Here is a 24,001-nt window from a genome sequence, read left to right as displayed (position 1 = left end):
ATTAATTCCAACCCCACAGTATTGGCGTTTTAAATTTAGGCTTACATACATCGTAAGTTTCATGCATGGCTGAAAACAGGTGCTGATTGTCGATACTTTTCTTATCTTCACTGAACGAGAGCAAAAGAGCCTTATGGCATAGTTGATTTATCAATCTTGGAATACCTAACGAGGAGCGACAAATCGCCTTTTTTTGATTCAAACTGAACAATCTAGGATTACCACCAGATTTAACAATCCGATTATCAATATACGCCACCGTTTCATCGAGAGTCAGCGGCCTCAGTGTTGAACTAAACGTGATTCTTTGACGAAACTGCCTAAGGTGATAAGCCTCTAATCGAGCATCTAACTCAGGCTGACCTAATAAAACAATTTGCAGCAGTTTTTTATCTTCAGTTTCAAGGTTACCGAACAACCTTAATGTTTCGAGAGCTTCATCCGATAGAGCTTGAGCCTCATCAAGAATCGCTACCACTCTTAAACCTGAGTTGTGTAATTCAATGAGCTTATGCTGAATATTATCAACTAAGGTTGCTTCATTATCGATAGTCAAACCCAGCTCTTTAGCAACGGCTTGGCGTAAATCAGCACCAGAGAGCACAGGGTTTGGTAGGTAAATAAGAGCAGTACAATCATTTAGGTGATTGACCAACATCCGACAAACCATGGTTTTTCCAGTACCAACCTCTCCGGTGACCTTAATCACGCCCTCGCCCATTTCTAACGCCGAGATCACCGTTTGAATCGCTTCGAAATGAGGCGCTAAACCATAAAATAAATCGGTATTCGGCGTTAAAGTAAATGGCAGTTGTTCAAAACCAAAGTGAGCTTGATACATAAGTGACCTAGCTTAGTTAGATGCTGCCAATCTACATTGAAAAAGTAAGCGATTACTCTTCATCAGGGAACCACTGCTGCAGCAGATCTCGAGAGCGTTCTAACTCAGTTTGCCAAGTATTCACGCCAACAATCGTTGGTTTTAGTAAGATCACTAACTCAGTTTTTTGCGTCAACTGACTGGTATTACGAAACAAATGACCGAGTGCTGGGATATCGCCAAGGAATGGTACTTTCGACGTGATATCACTGGTGTTTGATTTCATTAACCCACCAATCACCACAACATCACCATCTTGCGCACGAATCACTGAGTCAGATTCACGAATAGAGCTTTTTGCCAATGGAAGTGAAACAATACCTGTAGTTGAACCAAGGTTAAGCTCTTTCACCTCTTCTGCAACCTCAATAACGGCAGGATGAACATGCAAAAACACACTGCCTTTATCATCGATCTGAGGGGTCACATCCAGAGAAATACCAGAGAAGAATGGGGTTAACTCAACCTCAGGGGCCACATTCGCGTTATCACCACTACCAACTGCACTTGATAAGTCAGTTACGTAGTATTCGTCGGTACCCACTTTTATCACTGCTTTTTGGTTATTCGCAGCCGTCACCCTTGGGCTAGATAGGACGTTCAAGTCACCCTGTGTACCCATAAAACTCAATACCGCCTCAAAGCTACCACCAGAGACAACAAGGTTAGATTGACCACCTAAAGCAGCGCCGATTGGGTCCATGCCTGGCAATGTACTTGGGATAATCGCACCAGCGGCATCTTTAACAATAGAGCCCATACCTATCGTATAGTTAGTACCATTCGACGAGAACATCTTGGTCCAGTTGATGCCTTGTTGATAGCCATCACTTAAGGTCACTTCCATGATTTTGGCTTCCAAGATAACTTGGCGCTGCAAACGCTTCTGAGAAATACCTAAGAACTCTCGAACCTCACGAATTTCGTCGGGGTAAGCACGAACCGTAATCACACTGGCTTGCGGCGTTACCACTACACTTTGCCCGTCACCAGAACCAATGAGGTGAGCAACTGCCGCTTCAAGCTGTGGCCAGAAATCACTTTCAGAGGTCGTTTCAATCTCAGTACCACCGTTCGATGTAGAATTCGATGAGTTAGAAGAGTTGGATGAATTTGACGAGTTTGAGTTCGAGCTTGAAGAGCTCGATGAATTAGAGTCAGAAGTCGTGATCGTTCCGGTGGTGATGGTCGTCAATGAACGACCTGAACGCTTCACTTGTAAGTAATCAACTGGGATCGTCACTGTGCGTAGACCAGCAGGATAAATCTGAATAACTTTGCCGCGTTTTTCTATATCGTAGCCATACATATCCTGAGCAACAGCCAACACTTCGTCTAACGTCACATCTGTCAGGTTTAAAGTCAGCTTCCCGGCAACGCTTGGGTGAATAGCCGCGCTGTATTCAGTGCCTTTTACCAAGCTAGCAAAAAAGGTTCTCGCTTCAACACCTTTAGCTTGAATACGAAAACGCTTAACGGTTTCCATACCCGGAGACATGGCATCCGAATTAAGCTGAGGCATCAGGTCATCTTGTACCGACGAAGGAAGATCACGAAGCGCTTTGCTATTCGCTTCATTAATTGATTCGTTTAAAGACTCTTTGATCTCAACGGGATCTCTATGTCCCATCGAACAGCCGACTAAAGATGACACTAGGATTGCTACTACAAGTTTACGCATGTCTTCACTCTAACCTTAATTATTCTTAACATCTAAAGAGAACATCTCTAATTTCCACTGCTTAGAGCTTCTCTGCAGAGTGACGTATTCTGGATCTATGTTCTTAACTCGGTACCCTCTGATCGTTTCTCCTTGACCGAGAATCTGACCATTCATAATGGCATAGCAAGGTGTATCGCCTTTGCACACAATGCTTTCTAGAGAAGGTAAGCGATAACGAGTTGGCGCCTTTTTAGCTGACGTTGTTTTTTGTTGTGGCGTCAACCAGCCTAATGGCGCCGTAGGATCCTGTTCGGCCCAAGCCATTTGGCTACTAAAAAGTAATGACAACAAAAGAGTTCTAACCACCGATAAACTCCTGTCTAGTACCTAGTGTGTAAACCTCAAACACCAGTCGAGCTTTAGGGTATTCTTCGACCGAGTACTGAAATGTGCGCCAGTAATAACTGACAGGAAGAGACTCAAGCGCTTGAAGATAAGCGGAAATATCAAAGTAACTGCCCGTTAATTCCATTCTTACAGGGTGAAGAAAATAGCCGGAATATTCACTGGTCTCTTGATTATTCGAAATTGCTTCTGGTTTTAACGACTCTAGCGATTCGAGCTTAAGTCCATTTCCGGCATTAAGAACACTCTCCAATAGTTGAGACATTTGAGAAGGCGTGATCAGTCCATCGACAATCTGGGAAAGCTGAAGTGACAGATCTTGGCTCTCCACCAGCAGTTTTTTGTACTCTCGATTAATGTCTTTGTCTGGATCTTTGTTTAACTTAGCTTGAAGAACGAGCAACTCACCTTGCTGTCTCTGGTTTGCCTGAGTCAGATTCATCGTCTTAGCATTTTTAGCCTGTAAATCGAGATACGCTGGCTCAACCAACAAGGTGAACAACAACATAGATAGGCCAACAAAACCACACACGAAAAGTAGCCATTTTTCTCTCTGACTTAATGCAAGAAACTTATCGCTGAGCTGGTTCCACTGCTGCATTATTTACTCTCCCTGCGAGTACTTAGCTCAAACGTCACCACATCCTGATCATTGCGCCCAATTTTTAGTTTTTCAAAAGCACGTCCAACTAAATTAAGCTCACTTTTAAACTGACCAATCCAGTTAGGAACCACATTTGCGTTACGAGCAAAGCCACTAAGATCTAAAGTCTCGTGAGTCATGTAGATGTGCGAAAGAGAGATGTCATTTCGGCCTAATTTAGCTAAGGAATTCATGACGCCAGAATACCCGACTTGTTGTGATTCGTCGTATTGTCCTACCGCCTTCAAAGCCTCTTTTTTAGCCTGAGTCTCACGTTTGAGACGCGCAACTGCCGCCACTTTCTCTGGAGACGGTTTATGCTGAGTTAACTTACTATTCAATTGGTTAACTTGCTTGTTAAGCTGGTTCGAGTCATGTTGCAAAGCTGTTAGGGTTTTATCTAGATTAGAAGCTTGATACTGCATTACAAAGTAACCACCAAGTAGCAGCACACAAACGAGCCCCCAGCTCGCAACAACATTCGTCAGCGTAAAATATTCTTTCTTAGGCTTGAGGTGTTCAGGGTAAAGATTGACATTAAAAGCCTCTTTTTCAGCCGCAAGCTTAACCAACAAACTCTCTGAATTATCACGCTCACCTTCAACGAGCAGAGAAACGGTCGAACTCAATGTGTTATTTAACGCGCCTTGTAACTCAGACTCATCTTCCTCATCACAGCAGATTTTCAACTGATGAAGTTGAGTACCTTTAATTTGAGAAGAAAGGTAATCAATCGAGCGTTGGAGTTCTAGAGCAAGGCCATCTAACTGGAGAGCGCTTGATGCAACACCCGTTAAAGGTGGAACAACACTACGGATGGTTCTTTGAAAGCAAACGGTATTTTCAACAAACGCACCCAGCTTAAAGTGTGAATTGGCGCTGCGCTGTAAAAGGATGAAATTAGACAGTTCGCCAGCACTGTAACCCCAGATTTCATCTTCAGGAGCAACACCTATTAATTCAACCTGAACCGAATTAGCAATATTCAAAAGCTTGTCTAACAGTTTTTTAGGTAGAACATACACTTGCAGCTTATTCGACGTCGGTAACGCGACCGCACTTGCAATAATTTCGGTCACTCTTTCAGATACAAGATCTTTGAGTAAAAAAGGCAGGGCAACCGACCATTCACTCTCTGGAATATCCGGTTTATCAATTTGGTAGGTTTGGTAGTAGTTAGCACAGACAATCAGCTGGAGGCTATTACTAGTAAACGCCTCACTGCTAAGCGATTTTTTTAGCGCACTCTCCCAGTCCCCATTAACCACGGGAATGCTAGTTACTTGAGGTTCTTGTTCTGTCGATGAAATATAAATGGCATCGTTGCCTAACATGACAACTTGAGAGCTGCCTTTATTATTAGTTGGCTTTATCTTGTCTAAAATCGCTTTAAAATTCATTGTTAACTACTACTCTTACGCCATCGATTTCTTCGTCCAACTTTCACAACAGATTCCGCTTTCTCGACCTTTTCAGCTTGATTAGGCAAAGGGATAATTTGTTGTTCTTCGTCGAAATATCTCCCTTGATAGCCGTTAATGCCTAACTCTATCAAGGTGTTCTTTTCTTGTTTTGTCTCGACTCCAACGGCAATAACTTGAGTTGGAGAGTCACCGCATGCCCCAATTAAGCTTCGGACAAACAGTTGGTTCTCATGCCTTTGATCGATTTTCTTTATTAAGCTTCGATGAAGCTTAATGTAATTGACCTTTAAGTCTTTTATATAGTGAGTGCTAACAATGGTTCGTCCAGCTTGGCCAACCACAACTTTACACCCTAAACCTCGCAGCATCTTTGCCACCGGTCTCATATAATCAAGGTGGGCAATCAAGTGCCCTTCAGGAAACTCAAACGCAAGCTGAGAGCGATGCTGAGCAGAGAGCTGTAATAACTCACTTCTAAACCACTTAAAATGCTGTTTATTCGCAAATGGAGTAACATTCAGATTCACCGAATAGTTGAGAGGCTGAGTTGACTCTTTCAGCGATTTCAACAAAACCTTTAGAACCGATTGGTCCATTTGAGCTTGATAACCCACTTGCTCCACCGCAGGCATAAATCGAGACGATTTCAATAAACCTTTATCAGGATCCTGAATTCTAGTGAATATTTCTCTATGTAATTCATTGGCTTGACCAGATTCTGGCATAAGATAACATCGCTGAGCAAAGATTACTAAATTTTCAGGAAGCAGCGCTTTATCCAATAATGTTCTCCAACGAACACTGCCTCTATCCAACTCATTTGTATTCTGCTTAGGGTAACGGCTCCAGTTATTAATACGCTCCAGCTGGGCACTCTTTAATGCCGTTTCAGTTTCATCCATGATCTGACTGTGACGCTCACCTTCGGTATACATGGTTACGCCAATATGGCACCAATTATCAGAATCTAAAGGTTCCGGTGGGGTTATCTTGTCTAACTGCCTTAAACACTGAGCCGCCAAGGTAGCAATATCTTTAGCCCCTTGATGCGGAATAAATACGGCAAAATCAGCATCGTAATAACGAGAAAAAATAACATCAGGGTAGCGTTGAACAATATTCGACAATACTTCGCCAACTTCGATAATAAAGCCGTCAGTGATTTGCTTGTCATTAGCATCACGGACTTGCTCCCATTCGTCGATACGTATCAATAACACACCACCTCGAGCACCGCTTTCATGCAAAACCGATTCAAGCTTGTTATCGAATAAGACTCGGTTTGCCGTGCCTGTGAGTTTGTCTAGGAAGGTATGGGTACGGATAAAGGTATCGAAGCGGCTTCTTTCTTGACGAGCATCTTGCAGCTCTTCGATCAAGACATCCAAGGCTTCACTTGCCGTGTATGGCCATTCAAGTTCATCTCCCTTTGCATGAGCCTCAACTTGCCCAGCGAGGATCATTCTTCCTCGCTCTTCCAAGATCTCAGAACCCATCAACTGTTCCTTCAACCAACGAACACCACGAGCCAGACAGAAAAGGATCAATGCAACCGCCAAAGTAATTGACCACATTGCTTCCATTGAGTAGCTATAACCAATATAAGGAGGCAGTGCTTTAAACTCGATTCGATAACCTTCATTGCGCTCTAGAATGAAGCTTCTTTCATAAAGACGATTGGGATCAATTTGTGGGGAGGTATCTTTGAAGCGATAAACGATGCCAGTCTGGTTCGAGAGTTTCATCTCAACAATATTGCTCGCCTGCAACATCTTAGGCATCCAACGCTGCATCGAATACGCGGCGTCAGGATCTTCCATCTCTTTATCTACAACGTCAACAATACCAACCAAATAATGGTCTAAATATTCCTGTCCGATACGCTTAAAGGAAAGTGTGCCACCAATAAAAAGAATGAACATCGCACTGATCACTATCACAGTGACAAATGCGACCAATCGAGTGCTCAATTTTAGTGTCGGGGTATATCTCATGAATAACGAAATCCTTTTCAACTCACATTATACCGTATTGCTACTTATACTATAAATTGACGTTGTAAATAAAGCGTTAAGAATTCTAGGTAACAAAAAGCCGCGATAAACGCGGCTTTTTCCAATTTAATACTGTCTTTATAATATATTAAAAACAGGGCTTAAAATGGGATGTCATCATCAAAATCCATTGGCGGCTCATTATATTGAGGTTGAGCCTGCTGAGGAGCTTGTTGAGGTGCTTTCGGCTGCTGTTGAGCTGGAGCACTGTATTGTTGCTGTGCTTGTTGCTGCTGTTGTGGCTGTTGTGGCTGACCCCAACTACCTTGCTGTTGGTTGTTACCCATACCACCTTGAGCAGGAGCACCGCCTTGAGCACGACCGCCAAGCATTTGCATTACACCGTTGAAGCCTTGAACAACGACTTCTGTTGTGTAGCGATCTTGACCGCTTTGATCTTGCCATTTACGCGTTTGAAGTTGACCTTCAATGTAAACTTGAGAACCTTTACGTAGGTACTCACCAGCAACTTCCGCCAGCTTGCCAAACAGAGCAACACGGTGCCATTCTGTTTTTTCACGCTGTTCGCCAGTTGCTTTATCACGCCATGACTCTGACGTTGCAATGGTAATGTTCGCTACTGCACCGCCATTGGGCATGTAACGAATTTCAGGGTCATTACCTAGGTTACCCACTAATATAACTTTGTTAACTCCACGGCTAGCCATGATTTGCTCCGTCTAAATTCATAGTCTCAGAAAAATTTTAGCGCACAAGAATAGCATGCTTTTCTGCAGTGATAAATCGCATTCCTATTCTCGCCTCACTACAAAGAATAAAAACGTAACAAATCATGATATTCAGAGCGATGTTGCTTTTTTCTCCACTTACAAACCACTCATTTACTTTGATAATTGATATTCAACGCAAGTCACTATGAAGGCGGTAGAGAAGCGAAGGCCTGCATGACAACGTGGAATCTAATTCTACTTAAACAGGACGTTTCAATGAGAAAATCTCGATACGCTCGCACTTTGCATTTTCTGTGCATCGACCCAAACGACACCTATCTACATGTAAAAGAGATAGAAAAGCACTTATCTATTATTCTCTACAAAATGACACCGGACGATTTGATGTTATTTGATCGCAAGCAGAGCAACCGAATTTTACTGGTTGATTACAAAGAGGTGCCTCGATTAATCAACCTTCATCCAAATCTACCTGTGATGTGGAAAAATCATGAGATCATTTTATTCAATGTCCCCAAAGCTCTTCCCACATCGGAGTTGATTACGTTTGGCGTATTAAAAGGTCTGTTTTACAACTCTGAAGAGAAAGCCAAAATAGCGAAGGGACTTGAAGAGGTCATTAATGGAGACAACTGGCTACCTAGAAAAGTGGCAAGCCAATTACTCTTCTACTATCGAAATATCGTGAGCACCAATACCACCCCTACTAATGTCGACTTAACAATTAGAGAGCTGCAAGTGATTCGCTGCCTTCAATCAGGCTCATCAAACACGCAAATAGCCGATGACTTGTTTATTAGCGAATTCACCGTCAAATCTCATCTTTATCAAATATTTCGTAAGTTAGCCGTTAAGAATAGAGTCCAAGCTATTGCATGGGCAAACCAGAACTTGCTTGCATAATTGATCAGCCTCTTAAACTGACGATAATTTTGAGGAAAACTCTAGTGAACCATACGGATTGTTGCTGAATTTTCGACATAACTTATGCTAGAGTTGCCCTCAGAAATATCAACCATTCAGGTTGAATCCATAATTATTATAGATAAAGGGTCTTACCATGATCAAAAAGTGCCTTTTCCCGGCAGCTGGCTACGGTACACGTTTTTTACCTGCAACTAAGTCAATGCCGAAAGAAATGATGCCTGTCGTAAACAAACCTCTGATTGAATACGGCGTTGAAGAGGCGATCGAAGCCGGTATGGACGGCATGTGCATCGTGACTGGCCGTGGTAAGCATTCATTGATGGACCACTTTGATAAGAACTACGAGCTTGAGCACCAGATCAGCGGCACCAATAAAGAAGATTTGCTGATCAATATCCGTGAGACGATTGAAGCAGCAAACTTCACGTACATTCGTCAACGTGAAATGAAAGGCCTTGGCCACGCTATCTTGACGGGTCGCGAGCTTGTGGGTGATGAACCTTTTGCAGTCGTGCTTGCTGATGATCTTTGTGTTAACGAACAGCAAGGTGTGTTAGCTCAGATGGTTGCGCTATACAAACAGTTCCGTTGCTCAATTGTGGCAGTCCAAGAAGTTCCAGAGGAAGAGACTCACAAGTACGGTGTTATCTCTGGCGAAATGATTAAAGATGATCTTTTCCGTGTTGATGACATGGTAGAAAAGCCAGAACCAGGCACTGCGCCAAGCAACCTAGCAATCATTGGCCGTTACATTCTGACTCCAGATATCTTTGAGCTTATCGAGCAGACTGAACCAGGCAAAGGCGGCGAAATCCAAATCACTGATGCATTGCTAAAACAAGCAAAAGCAGGTTGTGTATTGGCTTACAAATTTAAAGGCCAACGTTTTGACTGCGGTAGTGTTGAAGGCTACATCGAAGCAACAAATTACTGCTTTGAAAACCTATACAAAAAAGACCAGCAACAAATCGAGCTAGGTAAGCACTCAACAACAAAAGAAGCTTAATCGCTAATTTTGGCTTACTCGCTGTTTAGCTATTGATCGGTTTAACTATTTAACTATTTAACTATTTAACTATTTAACTATTTAACTATTTAACTATTTAACTATTTAGCTATTTAGCTATTTAGCTATTTAATTAATAGCAATTAGCGGTTGGTTAACAGCACATTAAATGATTCCAAGGGTGACTCAAAAGAGTCGCCCTTTTTTGTTTACTGTTTTTTTATCCAGTAAAACTTTGCACAAATCTCACTCTATGTAATACTTTAGCCACTTAAAATTACATGGTCTATTGAGATGGATAAAATAGAAATTAGAGGCGCTCGTACGCATAACCTCAAAGACATTAACCTAACCATACCCCGTGATAAGCTGACGGTTATCACCGGTTTATCAGGTTCAGGAAAGTCGTCACTTGCGTTTGATACTCTCTATGCGGAAGGTCAACGTCGTTATGTAGAATCTTTGTCTGCCTATGCTCGCCAATTTCTATCTCTTATGGAAAAACCCGATGTCGACCACATCGAAGGTTTATCTCCAGCCATCTCGATAGAACAAAAGTCGACCTCTCACAACCCTCGCTCAACCGTCGGTACCATCACTGAGGTCTATGATTACCTAAGACTGCTTTACGCGCGAGTCGGCGAGCCACGCTGCCCTGATCACAATATCCCCCTCGCGGCGCAAACCATCAGCCAAATGGTCGACAAGGTATTAGAACTGCCTGAAGGCTCAAAGATGATGCTGATGGCACCAATCGTCAAAGAACGTAAAGGTGAGCATGTAAAGACACTGGAAAACCTAGCTGCGCAAGGCTTTATCCGAGCTCGTATTGATGGCGAGACCTGTGATTTGTCCGATCCACCCACATTAGAACTTCATAAGAAGCACACCATTGAAGTCGTGGTAGACAGATTTAAGGTTCGTCCTGATCTTCAACAACGTTTAGCCGAATCGTTCGAGACCACATTAGAGCTATCTGGTGGCATTGCAGTTGTCGGTTGGATGGATGATAAAGAACAAGAAGAGATCGTGTTCTCAGCTAACTTTGCTTGTCCAAAGTGTGGCTACAGCATGCAAGAACTTGAGCCGCGCCTGTTCTCATTCAACAATCCTGCAGGTGCATGTGGTACTTGTGATGGACTTGGTGTTCAACAATATTTTGATCCAAGTCGAGTGATTTTAGATGAGAACCTAAGCATTGCAGAAGGTGCAATAAAAGGCTGGGATCAGAAGAACTATTACTATTTTCAGATGCTAACATCGCTATCAGACCATTATGGCTTTGATCTGTATGTGCCATTCAACTCTCTGCCTAAAAAGACTCAAGAGATCATTCTTAAAGGATCTGGCCGCACAGAGGTCGAATTCAAATACATCAATGATCGTGGTGATATCCGAGTCAAGCGTCACCCATTTGAAGGTATTCTCAACACGTTAGAACGTCGTTACCATGACACTGAATCGAGCGCTGTACGTGAAGATTTAGCTAAATACATTTCGACGAAATCTTGCTCTAGCTGTAACGGCACGCGTTTGAGGTTAGAAGCGAGAAACGTCTTTATTGGTGACACGACACTCCCTGAAATTGTTGAACTCAGCATTGCCGACGCACTGCAATTTTTCCAAGAATTAAAATTGGACGGTCAGCGTGGACAAATCGCAGACAAAGTAATGAAGGAGATCAATGACCGCCTGCACTTCTTGGTTAATGTCGGGTTGAATTACCTTAATCTATCACGCAGTGCAGAAACGTTATCTGGCGGTGAAGCACAACGTATCCGCTTAGCAAGCCAAATAGGAGCTGGCTTAGTAGGCGTTATGTACGTACTCGATGAGCCTTCGATTGGCCTCCACCAGCGTGATAATGAACGTCTACTGCAAACTTTGGTTCACCTCAGAGATCTAGGAAATACCGTGCTTGTTGTTGAACATGATGAAGACGCAATCCGTTGTGCTGACCATGTTATCGATATCGGCCCAGGTGCGGGTGTGCATGGTGGACACGTGGTCGCAGAAGGCACCATGCAAGACATCATCGAAAACCCGAATTCTTTAACCGGGCAATACCTGAGCGGCGCCAAAGAAATTGCGATACCAAAACAAAGAACGCCTATCGACAAGAAAAAGGTCGTCGAGATCGTTGGCGCAACGGGGAACAACCTAAAGAATGTCACTGCGACGATCCCTGTAGGCTTGTTCAGCTGTATTACGGGGGTATCGGGGTCAGGTAAATCTACACTAATCAATGACACCTTCTTTAAAGTTGCCCACACTCAATTAAACGGTGCTACAACCGCAGTTCCGGCGCAGCACAAAAAGATAAAAGGCTTAGAGCATTTCGACAAAGTGATCGATATTGATCAAAGCCCTATCGGTCGCACCCCTAGATCAAACCCTGCAACCTACACTGGCATTTTCACGCCAATTCGAGAGTTATTTGCCGGTACCCAAGAATCACGATCTCGTGGCTACAAGCCAGGTCGATTCAGTTTTAACGTTCGTGGTGGTCGCTGTGAAGCGTGTCAGGGAGACGGTGTCATCAAAGTAGAGATGCACTTCTTGCCAGATGTGTATGTGCCGTGTGATGTGTGTAAAGGTAAGCGTTATAACCGTGAAACTTTAGAAGTTCGCTACAAAGGCAAAACCATTGACGAAGTTCTAAAGATGACAGTGGAAGATGCTCGAGAATACTTCAACCCTGTTCCTGTTATCGCTCGTAAGCTGCAAACATTGATGGATGTTGGCCTTTCTTACATTCGCCTCGGACAAGCAGCGACAACCTTATCTGGTGGTGAAGCGCAGCGTGTTAAATTAGCGCGTGAATTGTCTAAACGAGACACGGGAAAAACCTTATACATTCTTGATGAACCAACAACAGGTCTTCATTTCCACGATATCCAGCAGCTATTGACGGTATTACATAGGCTGCGTGATCACGGTAATACGGTTGTCGTGATTGAGCACAACCTCGATGTCGTCAAAACAGCAGACTGGATCTTAGACCTTGGTCCTGAAGGTGGCCAAGGGGGCGGTGAGATTGTTGCAGAAGGTACACCTGAAGATGTGGCGTTAGTCGAAGGTTCACACACTGCTCGCTTCCTTAAGCCTATGTTAAATTTGAAGTAGGTGTAAAATAGCGCCCTGCGAGCAGACAGAAAAATGTTAAAGTAACAGAGCTTGTTTCAGAAGGAACAAGCTCTGTTTTTATAAGGTTAGGGATTTATGGCAACAATACACACTAGCGGTACCCAACTAGAAAATCAGGTAACTCAGCTACCACTCAATAAAGCATTTCTGGCTTCTTTAGCTGTTGTATTCTTGTTAGCCATGCATTTTTTCATGCCGAATCCTGGAGGCTCAGGCCTTGCGTTATCGTTTAACCCAACCACTTGGTTAGCTCTTAGCTTTACGTTAGCAATTGGCTTCTACCAACTCGCGACTAACCGAGTACTCAAATATTCCAAGTTAACCGTTGGTTTGCTGATCAGTTGCGTGATACTTACGCTACCCACGCTCTACAGTAACGCCTTTCCTCAAGCCGCATCTGGTCGACTACTGGGATTGTGGGCGGGCTTCGCTTTATTCGTCGTACTTCAGCAATTTAAGTTCAGCAATAAACACAAGCAACGCATGTTGTGGTTCATTGTGCTTGCTGTGGTTATACAAGCATTGTTTGGTTACGTGCAATATTTCTTACTGGAACCCGGCAATCTATTTGGTTACAACACTGCGGCTAATCGACCTTATGGGATATTCCAACAACCGAATGTTATGGCTAGCTTTTTAGCTACTGGTTTTGTGCTTTCAGCGTATCTTTTAGCGAGACAGCCCGCTAAATATAATCACAAAATTAGCGAGTCGTTCTTACTATACCTAACCCCGACCTTAACCGTACCTTTGCTGATCATCATCGCATCACGTACCGGATGGTTGGCTGCCGTCATTGGGTTTGTCTGCATTCTGCCTTATCTATACAAATTCTCTACCAAGAAACGCTTCTACGGATGGTGCGCATCAGTGGTAGTCGGTATCGTGGTCGCTTTTTCAGTGATCAGCCTCAGCGCAACTGATAGTTTCGCCAGTAAAAAAGCAAACTTAGAAAGTCCACGAGCCTATACCTTCCCACAAGCGCTCGATATGATGATCGAAAAGCCATTTACAGGTTATGGCTACGGAAAATTCGAATCCGAATACACGCTATACACGGCTCGCCAACATCAACTTAACTCAAATTATCATCCCGGCCTTCCTTCAATGGATCACCCACACAATGAGTTCTTGTTTTGGGGGGTTGAGGGCGGAATAGTACCAATCATCGGGATCTTGCTTGCTGCGTTCTTAGTCATGTCACGTATAGCAAGCTCAGCGAAGGGAACACGTCTAGCACTGCTCGCACTATTTATACCGATACTCTTACATTCTCAGCTCGAGTACCCTTTTTACCACTCAGCGATTCACTGGATAACCTTTATCATTTTGATTTACTGGGTTGATCAACGCTCTTCTCGACACTATCAACAGCCGTTTAGTATCGTTAGTAAAACCCTGTTTAGAGTGTCTAGCTTGGTGGTTCCGATCTTGGTGAGTTTCTATATGTTGAGCGCGCTGCATACCAATTATGTGCTGACTCAATTTGAACTTTCTAAACCCAGAAACCCGGATATTCTTAAGCAGGTAACGAACCCTGTAGTCTGGAAAGATCGCTATGATTGGGACGTATACAGCACCTATCTAAATATCGGCCTCTACAAAGCTGATCCTAGCTTGATCCAACCTTATATAGATTGGTCGTTAGAGATCATAAAACGTAAGCCAAGGCCAGCTTTCTACAGTAACCTGATTCTTGCGTATCAAGGATTGGGCGATCACAGTAAAGCAGAACAAATTCGTAGTGAAGCGAGCTTCTTGTTCCCAAATAGAGACTTTTCCAAGGTTCAATATAAGAAAATATCGGAAGCTGAAAATAATATTTCTTCTGCTAAATGACGCCAAGGAATCTAGAGTTAATTCACCATATTGACGTTTAGTCTAGACACAAAAAAGCGCACGATCTCTCGTGCGCTTTTCTTTTGAACTTGAGTTTATTGCCGCTATTTTAAAACGTCTTGCAACGCTTTTAAGCACAAAGCGACATTCTCTTTTCGAGCGCCATAACCCATTAAACCAATACGCCAAGCCTTGCCAGCCAAAGAACCAAGTCCCGCGCCAATTTCAAGGTTATATTCTTCTAGAAGTTGTGTTCTGATTTTGGCTTCATCGATTCCTTCAGGGAAATAAAGCGCATTGAGCTGCGGAAGACGACTCTCTTCATCAACCACAAACTTTAATCCTAGTGCTTCTACACCTTCTTTAAGCTCTTGGTGCATCGTATGGTGACGTGACCACGCATTATCCAGGCCTTCATTTTTCAATAAAACCAACGACTCATGCAGAGCATACAGGCTATTCACGGGTGCCGTATGGTGGTAGCTACGCTTGCCTTCTCCACTCCAGTAACCCAGTACTAAGCTTTGATCTAGGAACCAGCTTTGTACCGGAGTTTGACGCGCCTTCATCTTCTCAACCGCACGTTGAGAGAAAGTCACCGGAGACAGGCCAGGAACGCAAGATAGACACTTTTGACTACCTGAATACACCGCATCGAGTTGCCATTCATCGACCAAGAGTGGTACACCACCTAATGATGTCACCGCATCCACAATCGACAATGCATCAAACTGACGAGCTACTGCGGAAATAGCTTTAGCATCAGATAAGGCTCCAGTTGACGTTTCTGCATGCACAAATGCGACAGCTACAGCATCAGGGTTTTCTGCCAATGCCTTTTCTACCTTTTCAACGGAAACGGGCTTGCCCCACTCATCATCTACAAGGATCGCTTCACCACCACAGCGCACAACATTCTCTCGCATACGTTCACCAAAAACGCCATTGCGACAAACAATCACCTTCTCACCGGGCTCAATCAAGTTAACAAAACAGGTTTCCATACCTGCACTGCCTGGCGCAGAAACAGCAATCGTAAATTCATTTTCAGTTTGGAATGCATACTTAAGAAGTTGTTTCAGTTCATCCATCATCGCAATAAATAACGGGTCGAGGTGACCAATAGTTGGACGGCTCAAGGCCTGTAAAACTTGAGGAGAAATGTCTGAAGGCCCCGGCCCCATTAACGTTCGGTGTGGCGGATAAAAGCTCTCGATAGCAGTAGTGAGTGTTAAATTAGACATGTACATCCCTTACGTTAATGGTGTGAACAATCCACCCTAAAGCAAATCGATACCGTCATCAATTAGCTAAAAGTATTGAGGTCACACCAGTGTCACATAATTGTTAAAATTATTTTTTAAATATCTCCAGTTACGGATTGACATTGTTACCGCAAACACGTTCAATGAAATGGCTATCTAGCAGAAGAGGAGCACTGCCCAGGCAGATGTTTTGTGGAACCGCATTTCCAATACAAAGCATCAAGGGGGAGCAGTGCCGAGATAATAAAAGGATGCAGGACCTTTATTATCGGTTGAGCGGGCTGAATCCCGGCAACTGTCGCCATTTCTATATGGTGAAGAGCTTCTGAGGTTACTATTCTAATAATTCCTCTCTTTTTGCTCTAAATACTCTCTTCGAAAAACATCGGACGTTGGATTACCCAACCGTAATTTTATTTTAGGAAGTCGTGGGAGATATATCGTGAGTGCATCTAATGTAGCTGGTTCTTTTAATGTCGCTAAGTTTGGTGGAACAAGTGTTGCCAACTTTGAAGCAATGAGCCGTTGTGCTGCCATTATTGAAAATAACTCGAATACGAAACTGGTTGTGAGCAGCGCGTGCTCAGGCGTCACCAACTTGCTGGTTGAACTAGCGAATGGTGTCCAAGACAAAACTCGTCGTCAGGAATTATTGACGCAATTGACTGACATTCATAACGCGATTCTTGATCAGCTAGCTGACCCAATTAGCATTGAAAAAGATGTGCACTGCATTCTCGATGACATTGCGAGTGCAGCCGAAGCGGCATCATTCCAAGCCAGTACTAAACTCACCGATCATCTAGTGGCATGTGGCGAACTAATGTCGACACATATCCTCGCTCAAATCATTCGCGAGCGTGGCACACCCGCTGTCCGTTTTGACATCAGAGAAGTGATGCGCACCAATGATGACTTCGGCAAAGCTGAACCACTGTTAAAAGATATTGCAGCCTTAGCTCAACAGAAATTGATTCCACTATGCCAACAGCAAGTTGTCGTTACCCAAGGCTTTATCGGCGCCGATAGCGAAGGTAACACCACAACGTTAGGTCGTGGTGGTAGTGATTACTCAGCGGCACTGATTGCAGAATCTGTACAAGCGATTGGTTTAGAAATCTGGACTGATGTTCCGGGCATCTACACCACGGATCCACGTATCGCATCGAAAGCATCTCCTATCCCAGAGATCAGCTTCAGCGAAGCATCGGAAATGGCAAACTTTGGCGCGAAGATATTACACCCTTCGACTCTAGTCCCGGCACTACGCCATCAAATCCCGGTATTTGTCGGCTCATCAAAAGCACCAGAGCTCGGTGGCACATGGATTCGTCAACAAGTTGAAAGCTCCCCTCTGTTCAGAGCGCTTGCCCTACGCTGCAACCAAACCATGGTTACGCTACGCAGCGCCAATATGTTCCATGCTTATGGCTTCCTCGCAAAAGTGTTCGAGATCCTCGCTAAGCATAAGATCTCTGTCGATCTTATCACTACCTCAGAGATCAGTGTCTCACTGACACTCGATCAAACAGATACATCAGGTGGTGCTCCTCAGTTACCAGAGGCCGCTCGAATTGAGCTTGAAGAGCTGTGTTCTGTGGATATTGAACACGACCTATGCCTTGTTGCTCTTATTGGCAACAACATGAGTGAAAGCAAAGGCTATGCGAAGCAAGTATTCGGCACGCTTGAAGACTTCAACCTACGTATGATTTGTTACGGAGCGAGCCCACACAACCTGTGCTTCTTGCTTGATGAATCAGTCTCCAAGTTAGCGATTCAAAAGCTGCATCAAGAGCTGTTTGAATAAAACGACGGTTGCTCGATTAGTTTAAAATCACCAAACGGCAGATACAAAAAGGGTTGCTCTTAAGCAACCCTTTTATTTTTACGAATCAAAGCCCGTCATAGATTCAAACTAGTTAATGTTTGGACCTAACCACTTCTCAGCTTCCAACATATCCCAACCTTTACGATCAGCATAGCTATCCACTTGATCCTGTTGAATCTGGGCAATCGCAAAGTATCGTGAATCAGGATGCGAGAAGTACATACCAGACACTGAGGCACCTGGCCACATTGCGTAGCTCGTGGTTAGTGACATGTCGATTGCTTTTTCAACGTCCATCAACTCCCACAACGTGCCTTTCTCTGTATGCTCTGGGCAAGCAGGGTAACCCGGGGCTGGACGAATACCTTGGTACTTCTCTCGAATCAAATCGTCGTTAGACAAATTCTCATCAGGTGAGTAGCCCCAAATGTCCTTTCTCACTTCTTTATGCAAGTATTCAGCGAACGCTTCAGCCAATCGGTCAGCAACCGCCTGAATCATAATCGCGTTGTAGTCATCACCATTGGCTTTGTATTCATCAGCCAGCTCTCGCTCACCAATACCACCCGTTACTGCAAAACCACCAATCCAATCCGCTTTACCACTGTCTTTTGGCGCAATGTAATCTGACAAACAGTAGTTAAATCCTTTGGGCTTTTCGGTTTGTTGACGAAGGTTGTGCAGAACCTTTAACACTTCAGTACGCGATTCATCGGTATACACTTCAATATCATCGCCAACACTGTTTGCTGGGAACATGGCACACATACCGCGAGCTTCAAGTAGCTTCTCTTTCTGCACTCGATCCAACAAATCATTCGCATCTTTGAATAAGCGTTTCGCTTCCTCGCCCACTTCTTCATGATTGAGAATTGCTGGGTACTTTCCAACTAATGACCATGTCATAAAGAACGGAGTCCAGTCGATGTACTGACGTAAAGTAGCCACATCAAAGTCCTTGAAGATGTGTACTCCCAGCTTAGCGGGTGCTGGGGGAGTATACGCATTCCAATCGATAGCAACTTTATTGGCACGCGCTCTCTCTAGCGAGACTGGCTTAGTGCGCGGCTTTTTACGGTTGTGTTGATCGCGAACGCGATCGTAATCAATATCCAACTTCTCAACAAATGCAGGCTTCAGTTCGTTAGATAGTAGAGAAGTACACACACCAACAGCACGTGAGGCATTGTTTACGTAGACCACGGGTTCAGAGTAGTTCTTTTCAATCTTAACGGCTGTATGCGCTTTAGATGTGGTTGCTCCGCCAATAAGAAGAGGCAGCTTAAAGCCTTGTCTCTCCATCTCTTTAGCCACATGAACCATCTCATCCAATGAAGGAGTGATCAAACCCGAAAGGCCAATGATATCGACGTTCTCTTCTTTAGCTACCTTAAGGATTTTTTCACATGAAACCATCACGCCCAGATCGATAATTTCGTAGTTATTACACTGCAAGACAACGCCAACAATGTTTTTACCAATATCATGAACATCGCCTTTTACGGTCGCCAGTAAGATTTTTCCGTTAGTTGCACCAACGTCTTTGGTTGCATTAATAAATGGCTCTAGATGGGCTACCGCCTGCTTCATAACACGGGCAGATTTCACCACTTGAGGAAGGAACATCTTACCTTCACCAAAGAGGTCACCAACTACGTTCATGCCATCCATTAATGGACCTTCAATCACCTCGATAGGGCGAGAGGCATTAACACGAGCTTCCTCGGTATCTTCAACGATGAAATCAGTAATGCCTTTCACCAAAGAGTGCTCTAAGCGCTTTTCTACTGGCCAGGTGCGCCACTCTAACGCCGATTTATCTTCAACTTTGCCAACTGCACGCTCTAGATATTCAGTCGCGATATCGAGTAATCGCTCTGTTGAGTCGTCTCGGCGGTTTAGAACTACATCTTCAACGGCTTCACGCAAATCCTCAGGCACATTATCGTAAATCTCTAACTGCCCAGCATTTACGATGCCCATATCCATACCGTTTTTAAAACAGTGGTATAGGAATACTGCGTGGATTGCCTCACGAACGTAGTTATTGCCTCGGAATGAGAACGAAACATTAGATACACCACCAGAGATCATCGCATGAGGGAGATCGCGTTTGATGTCCCCTACTGCTTCAATGAAGTCGACCGCATAGTTGTTATGCTCATCAATACCAGTAGCTACTGCGAAAATGTTCGGGTCAAAAATAATATCTTCTGGCGGGAAACCTACTTCATCAACAAGAATATTGTAGGCATTAGTACAAATCTCGACTTTACGCTCTCGAGTATCAGCCTGCCCAAGTTCATCGAACGCCATCACGATGACTGCTGCGCCATAACGACGAACCAGTTTAGCTTGCTCGACAAACTTTTCTTTCCCTTCCTTCAATGAGATAGAGTTAACGATACCTTTACCCTGAATACATTTCAGACCCGCTTCGATAACTTCCCATTTTGAAGAGTCGACCATGACTGGTACTTTCGAGATCTCAGGTTCAGAAGCGCATAGATTAAGGAATTTAACCATACACGCCTCAGCGTCTAGCATCCCTTCATCCATGTTGATATCGATGATCTGAGCGCCGTTCTCAACTTGCTCTCGAGCAACACTCAAAGCTTCGTCGTAGAGCTCTTCTTTAATCAATCGCTTAAATCGAGCAGAGCCGGTAACGTTAGTACGTTCACCGACGTTCACAAATAGAGATTCTTTGGCAATCGTTAATGGTTCTAAGCCAGATAAACGGCAAGACACAGGCAAATCAGGTAATTGACGTGGAGTTACGCCTTCAACGGCCTCAGCCATGTGACGTATATGTTCTGGCGTCGTACCACAACAACCACCAATTAGGTTCAAGAAGCCACTCTCGGCCCATTCCTTAACGTGTTCAGCCATATCTTCAGGAGAAAGGTCATACTCACCGAACGCATTAGGTAAACCCGCGTTAGGGTGGGCGGAAACGTTACATTCTGAGATACGAGACATCTCACCAACGTACTCACGCAGTTCGTCAGGGCCTAATGCACAGTTCAATCCAAATGAGATAGGTTTAACATGACGAAGGGCGTTGTAGAAGGCTTCTGTTGTCTGCCCTGAAAGCGTACGACCTGATGCGTCAGTAATGGTACCGGAGATCATCACAGGAAGCGTGATGCCTACCTCTTCAAAAACAGATTCAACCGCAAAAGAACATGCTTTTGCATTTAACGTATCGAAGATAGTCTCGATAAGAATAAGATCTGAGCCGCCTTTGATAAGTGCTCGCGTCGATTCGGAGTAAGCTTCAACAAGCTCATCAAAGCTAACATTACGATAGCCCGGATCATTAACGTCTGGGGAGATAGAACACGTTCGGTTAGTTGGACCTAACACACCCGCTACGAAACGGGGTTTGTCTGGGGTCTTTGCCGTCCATTCGTCTGCCGCTTCACGAGCTAATTTTGCAGCTGTAAAGTTAATTTCTTCGCTAAGGCTTTCCATATCGTAGTCGGCCATAGCGATGGTTGTAGAGTTAAAGGTATTGGTCTCGAGGATATCAGCACCGGCTTCCAAATATTCCATATGGATATCTTTGATAAGCTTAGGTTGTGTAAGTACCAAAAGGTCGTTGTTACCTTTTAAATCACTATGCCAATCAGCAAAGCGCTCACCACGATAGTCTTGCTCTTCCAATTTATAATCCTGAATCATGGTACCCATGCCACCATCAATCAGTAAAATTCGTTGCTTCAACAGAGCGTCAATCTTTTGCCTTACATTACTTCCCACGGTACAACCTCATTCCTTTAATTATCTCTCCATCCTACCACACATTAAAAAGGAGTCTAGACGTCTAAAAGATGAAATTGATTACCAAGTCATGACAAAAAAATGTTTGCTATTTGAGCATGAGACAACGAAAATTCATATTCATACTTTGTTACATGTTGGGATCCCAATGTCGGTCTATTACACCTTATGCTTCTTGTCCGCAGCTGCCATGCTTATTGCTTTCGTGAATACCAAAATTGGTAAAATGCAGACAACCATCGCCATTACAGCTGGCTCGATGATGTTATCTCTATTAATTATCATTGCGGGACAAAACAATTGGTTCCAATTGGCTGACATCGCCTCAGAAACCGTTGCCAGTATCAACTTTGAAGATTTCCTCCTGAAAGGAATACTGGGATTCTTACTCTTTGCAGGTGGTTTGGGGATTAAGTTACCTAATCTAAAAGATCAGAAATGGGAAATAACGGTACTCGCTCTTGGCGCTACACTGTTTTCGACATTCTTTATTGGCTTTGTCCTGTATGGGTTCTGTCAGTTTATCGGTATTCAATTTAACCTAATTTATTGCTTACTTTTTGGTTCTCTAATCTCTCCAACCGATCCAATCGCTGTATTAGCAATAGTGAAGAAGCTCGATGCTCCCAGACGAATCTCTACTCAAATCGAGGGAGAATCTCTATTCAACGATGGTTTTGGCCTAGTGATCTTCGTTACCCTATTTACCATTGCGTTCGGTACAGAAGCACCGACTGTAGGTAGCGTGACCATGTTATTCGTCCAAGAGGCTATCGGTGGTATCGTCTATGGCTTTGTTCTAGGTTTAATATTCCATTACCTAATCAGCAACACCGATGACCACTCGATGGAGTTGCTATTAACCATAGGTATTCCGACAGCTGGTTATGCCTTTGCTGAAGTCCTACATGTATCAGGACCGTTAGCAATGGTGGTATCAGGTATCATGATTGGCAACTGGACGCGCTTTATTGGGTTCTCGAAAGAGAGTGAGGATCACCTAGACCACTTCTGGGAATTAATCGATGAATTCTTAAATGGCGTATTGTTCTTATTGATCGGTATGTCGATGTTGTTATTCAAATTCCACCAAGAAGACTGGATCTTAATGGCGTTCGCAGTACCTCTAGTGCTAAGCGCACGCTACCTAAGTGTTTTCTTGTCTTATATCGGATTCAAACGCTTTAGAACTTACAACCCTTGGTCAATCAAGATCTTAACTTGGGGTGGGTTGCGTGGTGGACTAGCTCTAGCCATGGCACTTTCAATCCCTTCAGGTATCTGGGTGATTGAAGACAAGGCAATAGATGTTAAAGAGATAATCCTCGTCATGACATACGCTGTTGTTGTGTTCTCAATCTTAGTTCAAGGTTCAACAATTACTCCAATGATAGAGAAAGCGAAACAAGCTGAGAAAGAGCTCGATTAACATCTCAAAAAATTAAACTAGGCTGCCTAATTTAGGTAGCCTTTTTTATACCTGATAAAAGTCAAATTCACAGATTCCCTCACTCAAGATCTAGTTAAAAGGTATACATGAACAATAGAACTTACTTCGATATTTTATGCACTAGTACTAGAGTAATCAGAAACCTTAATGTGGATTGAACACTAGATTTGGCCAGAACCAAAATAACTACAAAGGATGTTTAATCATGATACAGACGACATGATAAACAGCGATCTTAGCCAAAAATCTTACTGTCAGTGAAGCATACAAAGAACTCGTTCTTCTCCAGAGCTAGCGAGTCTATCCACTAGAACAGAGTTCAGTTGTATAAGCATTCCTTTCGGAAAAAATAATGAGACTCAAGGCCTAACAGCAATAGCTTTAGTCACTACCAGAAACTACGCAGCCAGATGAGTGCTGAACAGAAAGCTCTAATGTTCGACTAAGTCTTTAAATACGGCAAGGTTGTACTTATTAGGTATTAAGCGATTCAATTAATTAGGGGGAGCTAGAGGAACACTTAATATATCTAGCGTTACGTTGAAGGTGACAGTCATAGAAAGGCTCCAGCATTTCTGCTAGGACGCGCAGTCTAGAGCCTTAAATATCGCAGGGGTGGACTGAGCCAGCACTCCGGAGATTAGACCGGGCTGGCGATCCAGCTCCCAACATTGCTCCGTAGAAGCAACAGATGCAAAAAAGCCTCAGCATTTCTGCTGAGGCTTCGTATATGGCAGGGGTGGAGAGATTCGAACTCCCAACACGCGGATTTGGAATCCGCTGCTCTGCCAATTGGAGCTACACCCCTAAAACTTTTTACTACGTCAGATTCGAAAAAACCTCGCACTAGGCGAGGTTATCGAATAAGTGGCGGAGTGGACGGGACTCGAACCCGCGACCCCCGGCGTGACAGGCCGGTATTCTAACCAACTGAACTACCACTCCGCAGTGGTCAACTCACTAAGTGAGCGTCCATATCTCCAGGTCGG

General features: G+C 43.8%; 15 protein-coding genes, 2 tRNA genes and 1 riboswitch. Of the genes, 6 read left to right on the top strand and 11 right to left on the bottom strand.

Annotated features, from left to right (window positions below; translation table 11 throughout):
* Position 1: 1 nt before the first annotated feature.
* From L3V33_RS22385 to L3V33_RS22355, 7 genes are all read right to left on the bottom strand, one after another.
* Positions 2–841, bottom strand: a complete 840-nt coding sequence (locus L3V33_RS22385) for an AAA family ATPase (RefSeq protein WP_237291216.1) — start codon at positions 839–841, stop codon at positions 2–4.
* A gap of 52 nt (positions 842–893) precedes the next feature.
* Positions 894–2,561: a pilus (MSHA type) biogenesis protein MshL gene (mshL, locus tag L3V33_RS22380; RefSeq protein ID WP_065207161.1), complete on the bottom strand. Its 1,668-nt coding sequence runs from the start codon at positions 2,559–2,561 to the stop codon at positions 894–896.
* Positions 2,562–2,576: 15 nt separating this feature from the next.
* Entirely contained in the window at positions 2,577–2,909 is a 333-nt protein-coding gene (locus L3V33_RS22375) for a hypothetical protein (RefSeq protein WP_004735948.1), read from the bottom strand.
* Positions 2,902–3,549 carry a type 4a pilus biogenesis protein PilO gene (gene pilO, locus L3V33_RS22370; protein WP_004735949.1) on the bottom strand — a complete coding sequence of 216 codons (648 nt, stop codon included), beginning with the start codon at positions 3,547–3,549 and terminating at the stop codon, positions 2,902–2,904. The genes L3V33_RS22375 and pilO overlap by 8 nt, the downstream gene beginning before the upstream one ends.
* Positions 3,549–4,991 (bottom strand): MSHA biogenesis protein MshI, encoded by a 1,443-nt coding sequence (locus tag L3V33_RS22365; RefSeq protein ID WP_237291215.1) that lies wholly within the window; start codon positions 4,989–4,991, stop codon positions 3,549–3,551. Before L3V33_RS22365 ends, pilO begins: the two co-directional genes overlap by 1 nt.
* A 2-nt stretch (positions 4,992–4,993) precedes the next feature.
* A complete protein-coding gene (gene csrD / locus L3V33_RS22360) occupies positions 4,994–7,009 on the bottom strand; it encodes an RNase E specificity factor CsrD (RefSeq protein WP_237291214.1) in 2,016 nt (671 codons plus the stop codon).
* Between the two features lie 161 nt (positions 7,010–7,170).
* Positions 7,171–7,737 carry a single-stranded DNA-binding protein gene (locus tag L3V33_RS22355; RefSeq protein ID WP_017078845.1) on the bottom strand — a complete coding sequence of 189 codons (567 nt, stop codon included), beginning with the start codon at positions 7,735–7,737 and terminating at the stop codon, positions 7,171–7,173.
* 279 nt (positions 7,738–8,016) lie between these two features.
* On the opposite strand from L3V33_RS22355, the gene L3V33_RS22350 reads away from it, so the two are divergent.
* The 4 genes from L3V33_RS22350 (at position 8,017) to L3V33_RS22335 (ending at position 14,680) form a co-directional block, all read left to right on the top strand.
* A complete protein-coding gene (locus L3V33_RS22350; protein ID WP_017084684.1) occupies positions 8,017–8,664 on the top strand; it encodes a LuxR C-terminal-related transcriptional regulator in 648 nt (215 codons plus the stop codon).
* A 157-nt stretch (positions 8,665–8,821) separates the two neighbouring features.
* Positions 8,822–9,694 (top strand): UTP--glucose-1-phosphate uridylyltransferase GalU, encoded by an 873-nt coding sequence (galU, locus tag L3V33_RS22345; protein ID WP_065606690.1) that lies wholly within the window; start codon positions 8,822–8,824, stop codon positions 9,692–9,694.
* Between the two features lie 294 nt (positions 9,695–9,988).
* Positions 9,989–12,820 carry an excinuclease ABC subunit UvrA gene (gene uvrA / locus L3V33_RS22340; protein WP_237291213.1) on the top strand — a complete coding sequence of 944 codons (2,832 nt, stop codon included), beginning with the start codon at positions 9,989–9,991 and terminating at the stop codon, positions 12,818–12,820.
* Between the two features lie 96 nt (positions 12,821–12,916).
* Positions 12,917–14,680 carry a PglL family O-oligosaccharyltransferase gene (locus L3V33_RS22335; protein WP_237291212.1) on the top strand — a complete coding sequence of 588 codons (1,764 nt, stop codon included), beginning with the start codon at positions 12,917–12,919 and terminating at the stop codon, positions 14,678–14,680.
* A 104-nt stretch (positions 14,681–14,784) separates the two neighbouring features.
* Here the strand turns inward: L3V33_RS22335 and L3V33_RS22330 are convergent, their stop codons facing one another.
* Positions 14,785–15,924 (bottom strand): alanine--glyoxylate aminotransferase family protein, encoded by a 1,140-nt coding sequence (locus tag L3V33_RS22330; RefSeq protein ID WP_237291211.1) that lies wholly within the window; start codon positions 15,922–15,924, stop codon positions 14,785–14,787.
* A gap of 176 nt (positions 15,925–16,100) precedes the next feature.
* A riboswitch (Lysine riboswitch) is annotated at positions 16,101–16,278 on the top strand.
* 109 nt (positions 16,279–16,387) lie between these two features.
* Here L3V33_RS22330 and lysC point away from each other — a divergent pair.
* Positions 16,388–17,755, top strand: a complete 1,368-nt coding sequence (gene lysC / locus L3V33_RS22325) for a lysine-sensitive aspartokinase 3 (protein ID WP_171312690.1) — start codon at positions 16,388–16,390, stop codon at positions 17,753–17,755.
* Between the two features lie 108 nt (positions 17,756–17,863).
* On the opposite strand, the gene metH is transcribed toward lysC, so the two are convergent.
* Complete coding sequence (metH, locus tag L3V33_RS22320; RefSeq protein WP_237291210.1) at positions 17,864–21,541, bottom strand: methionine synthase; 3,678 nt, start codon at positions 21,539–21,541, stop codon at positions 17,864–17,866.
* Positions 21,542–21,710: 169 nt separating this feature from the next.
* Between metH and L3V33_RS22315 the strand changes: the two genes are divergently transcribed.
* Positions 21,711–22,991 (top strand): sodium:proton antiporter, encoded by a 1,281-nt coding sequence (locus L3V33_RS22315; RefSeq protein WP_237291229.1) that lies wholly within the window; start codon positions 21,711–21,713, stop codon positions 22,989–22,991.
* A 752-nt stretch (positions 22,992–23,743) separates the two neighbouring features.
* Here the strand turns inward: L3V33_RS22315 and L3V33_RS22310 are convergent.
* Positions 23,744–23,820, bottom strand: a tRNA-Trp gene (locus L3V33_RS22310).
* Between the two features lie 60 nt (positions 23,821–23,880).
* Positions 23,881–23,957, bottom strand: a tRNA-Asp gene (locus L3V33_RS22305).
* Between the last annotated feature and the right edge of the window lie 44 nt (positions 23,958–24,001).

Origin of the sequence: Vibrio sp. A2-1 (genome assembly GCF_021728355.1) — a bacterium.
Taxonomy (GTDB): Bacteria; Pseudomonadota; Gammaproteobacteria; order Enterobacterales; family Vibrionaceae; genus Vibrio; species Vibrio splendidus_K.
Note: the sequence above shows the minus strand (reverse complement) of the source record. Positions and strands in the feature narration are given on the sequence as shown.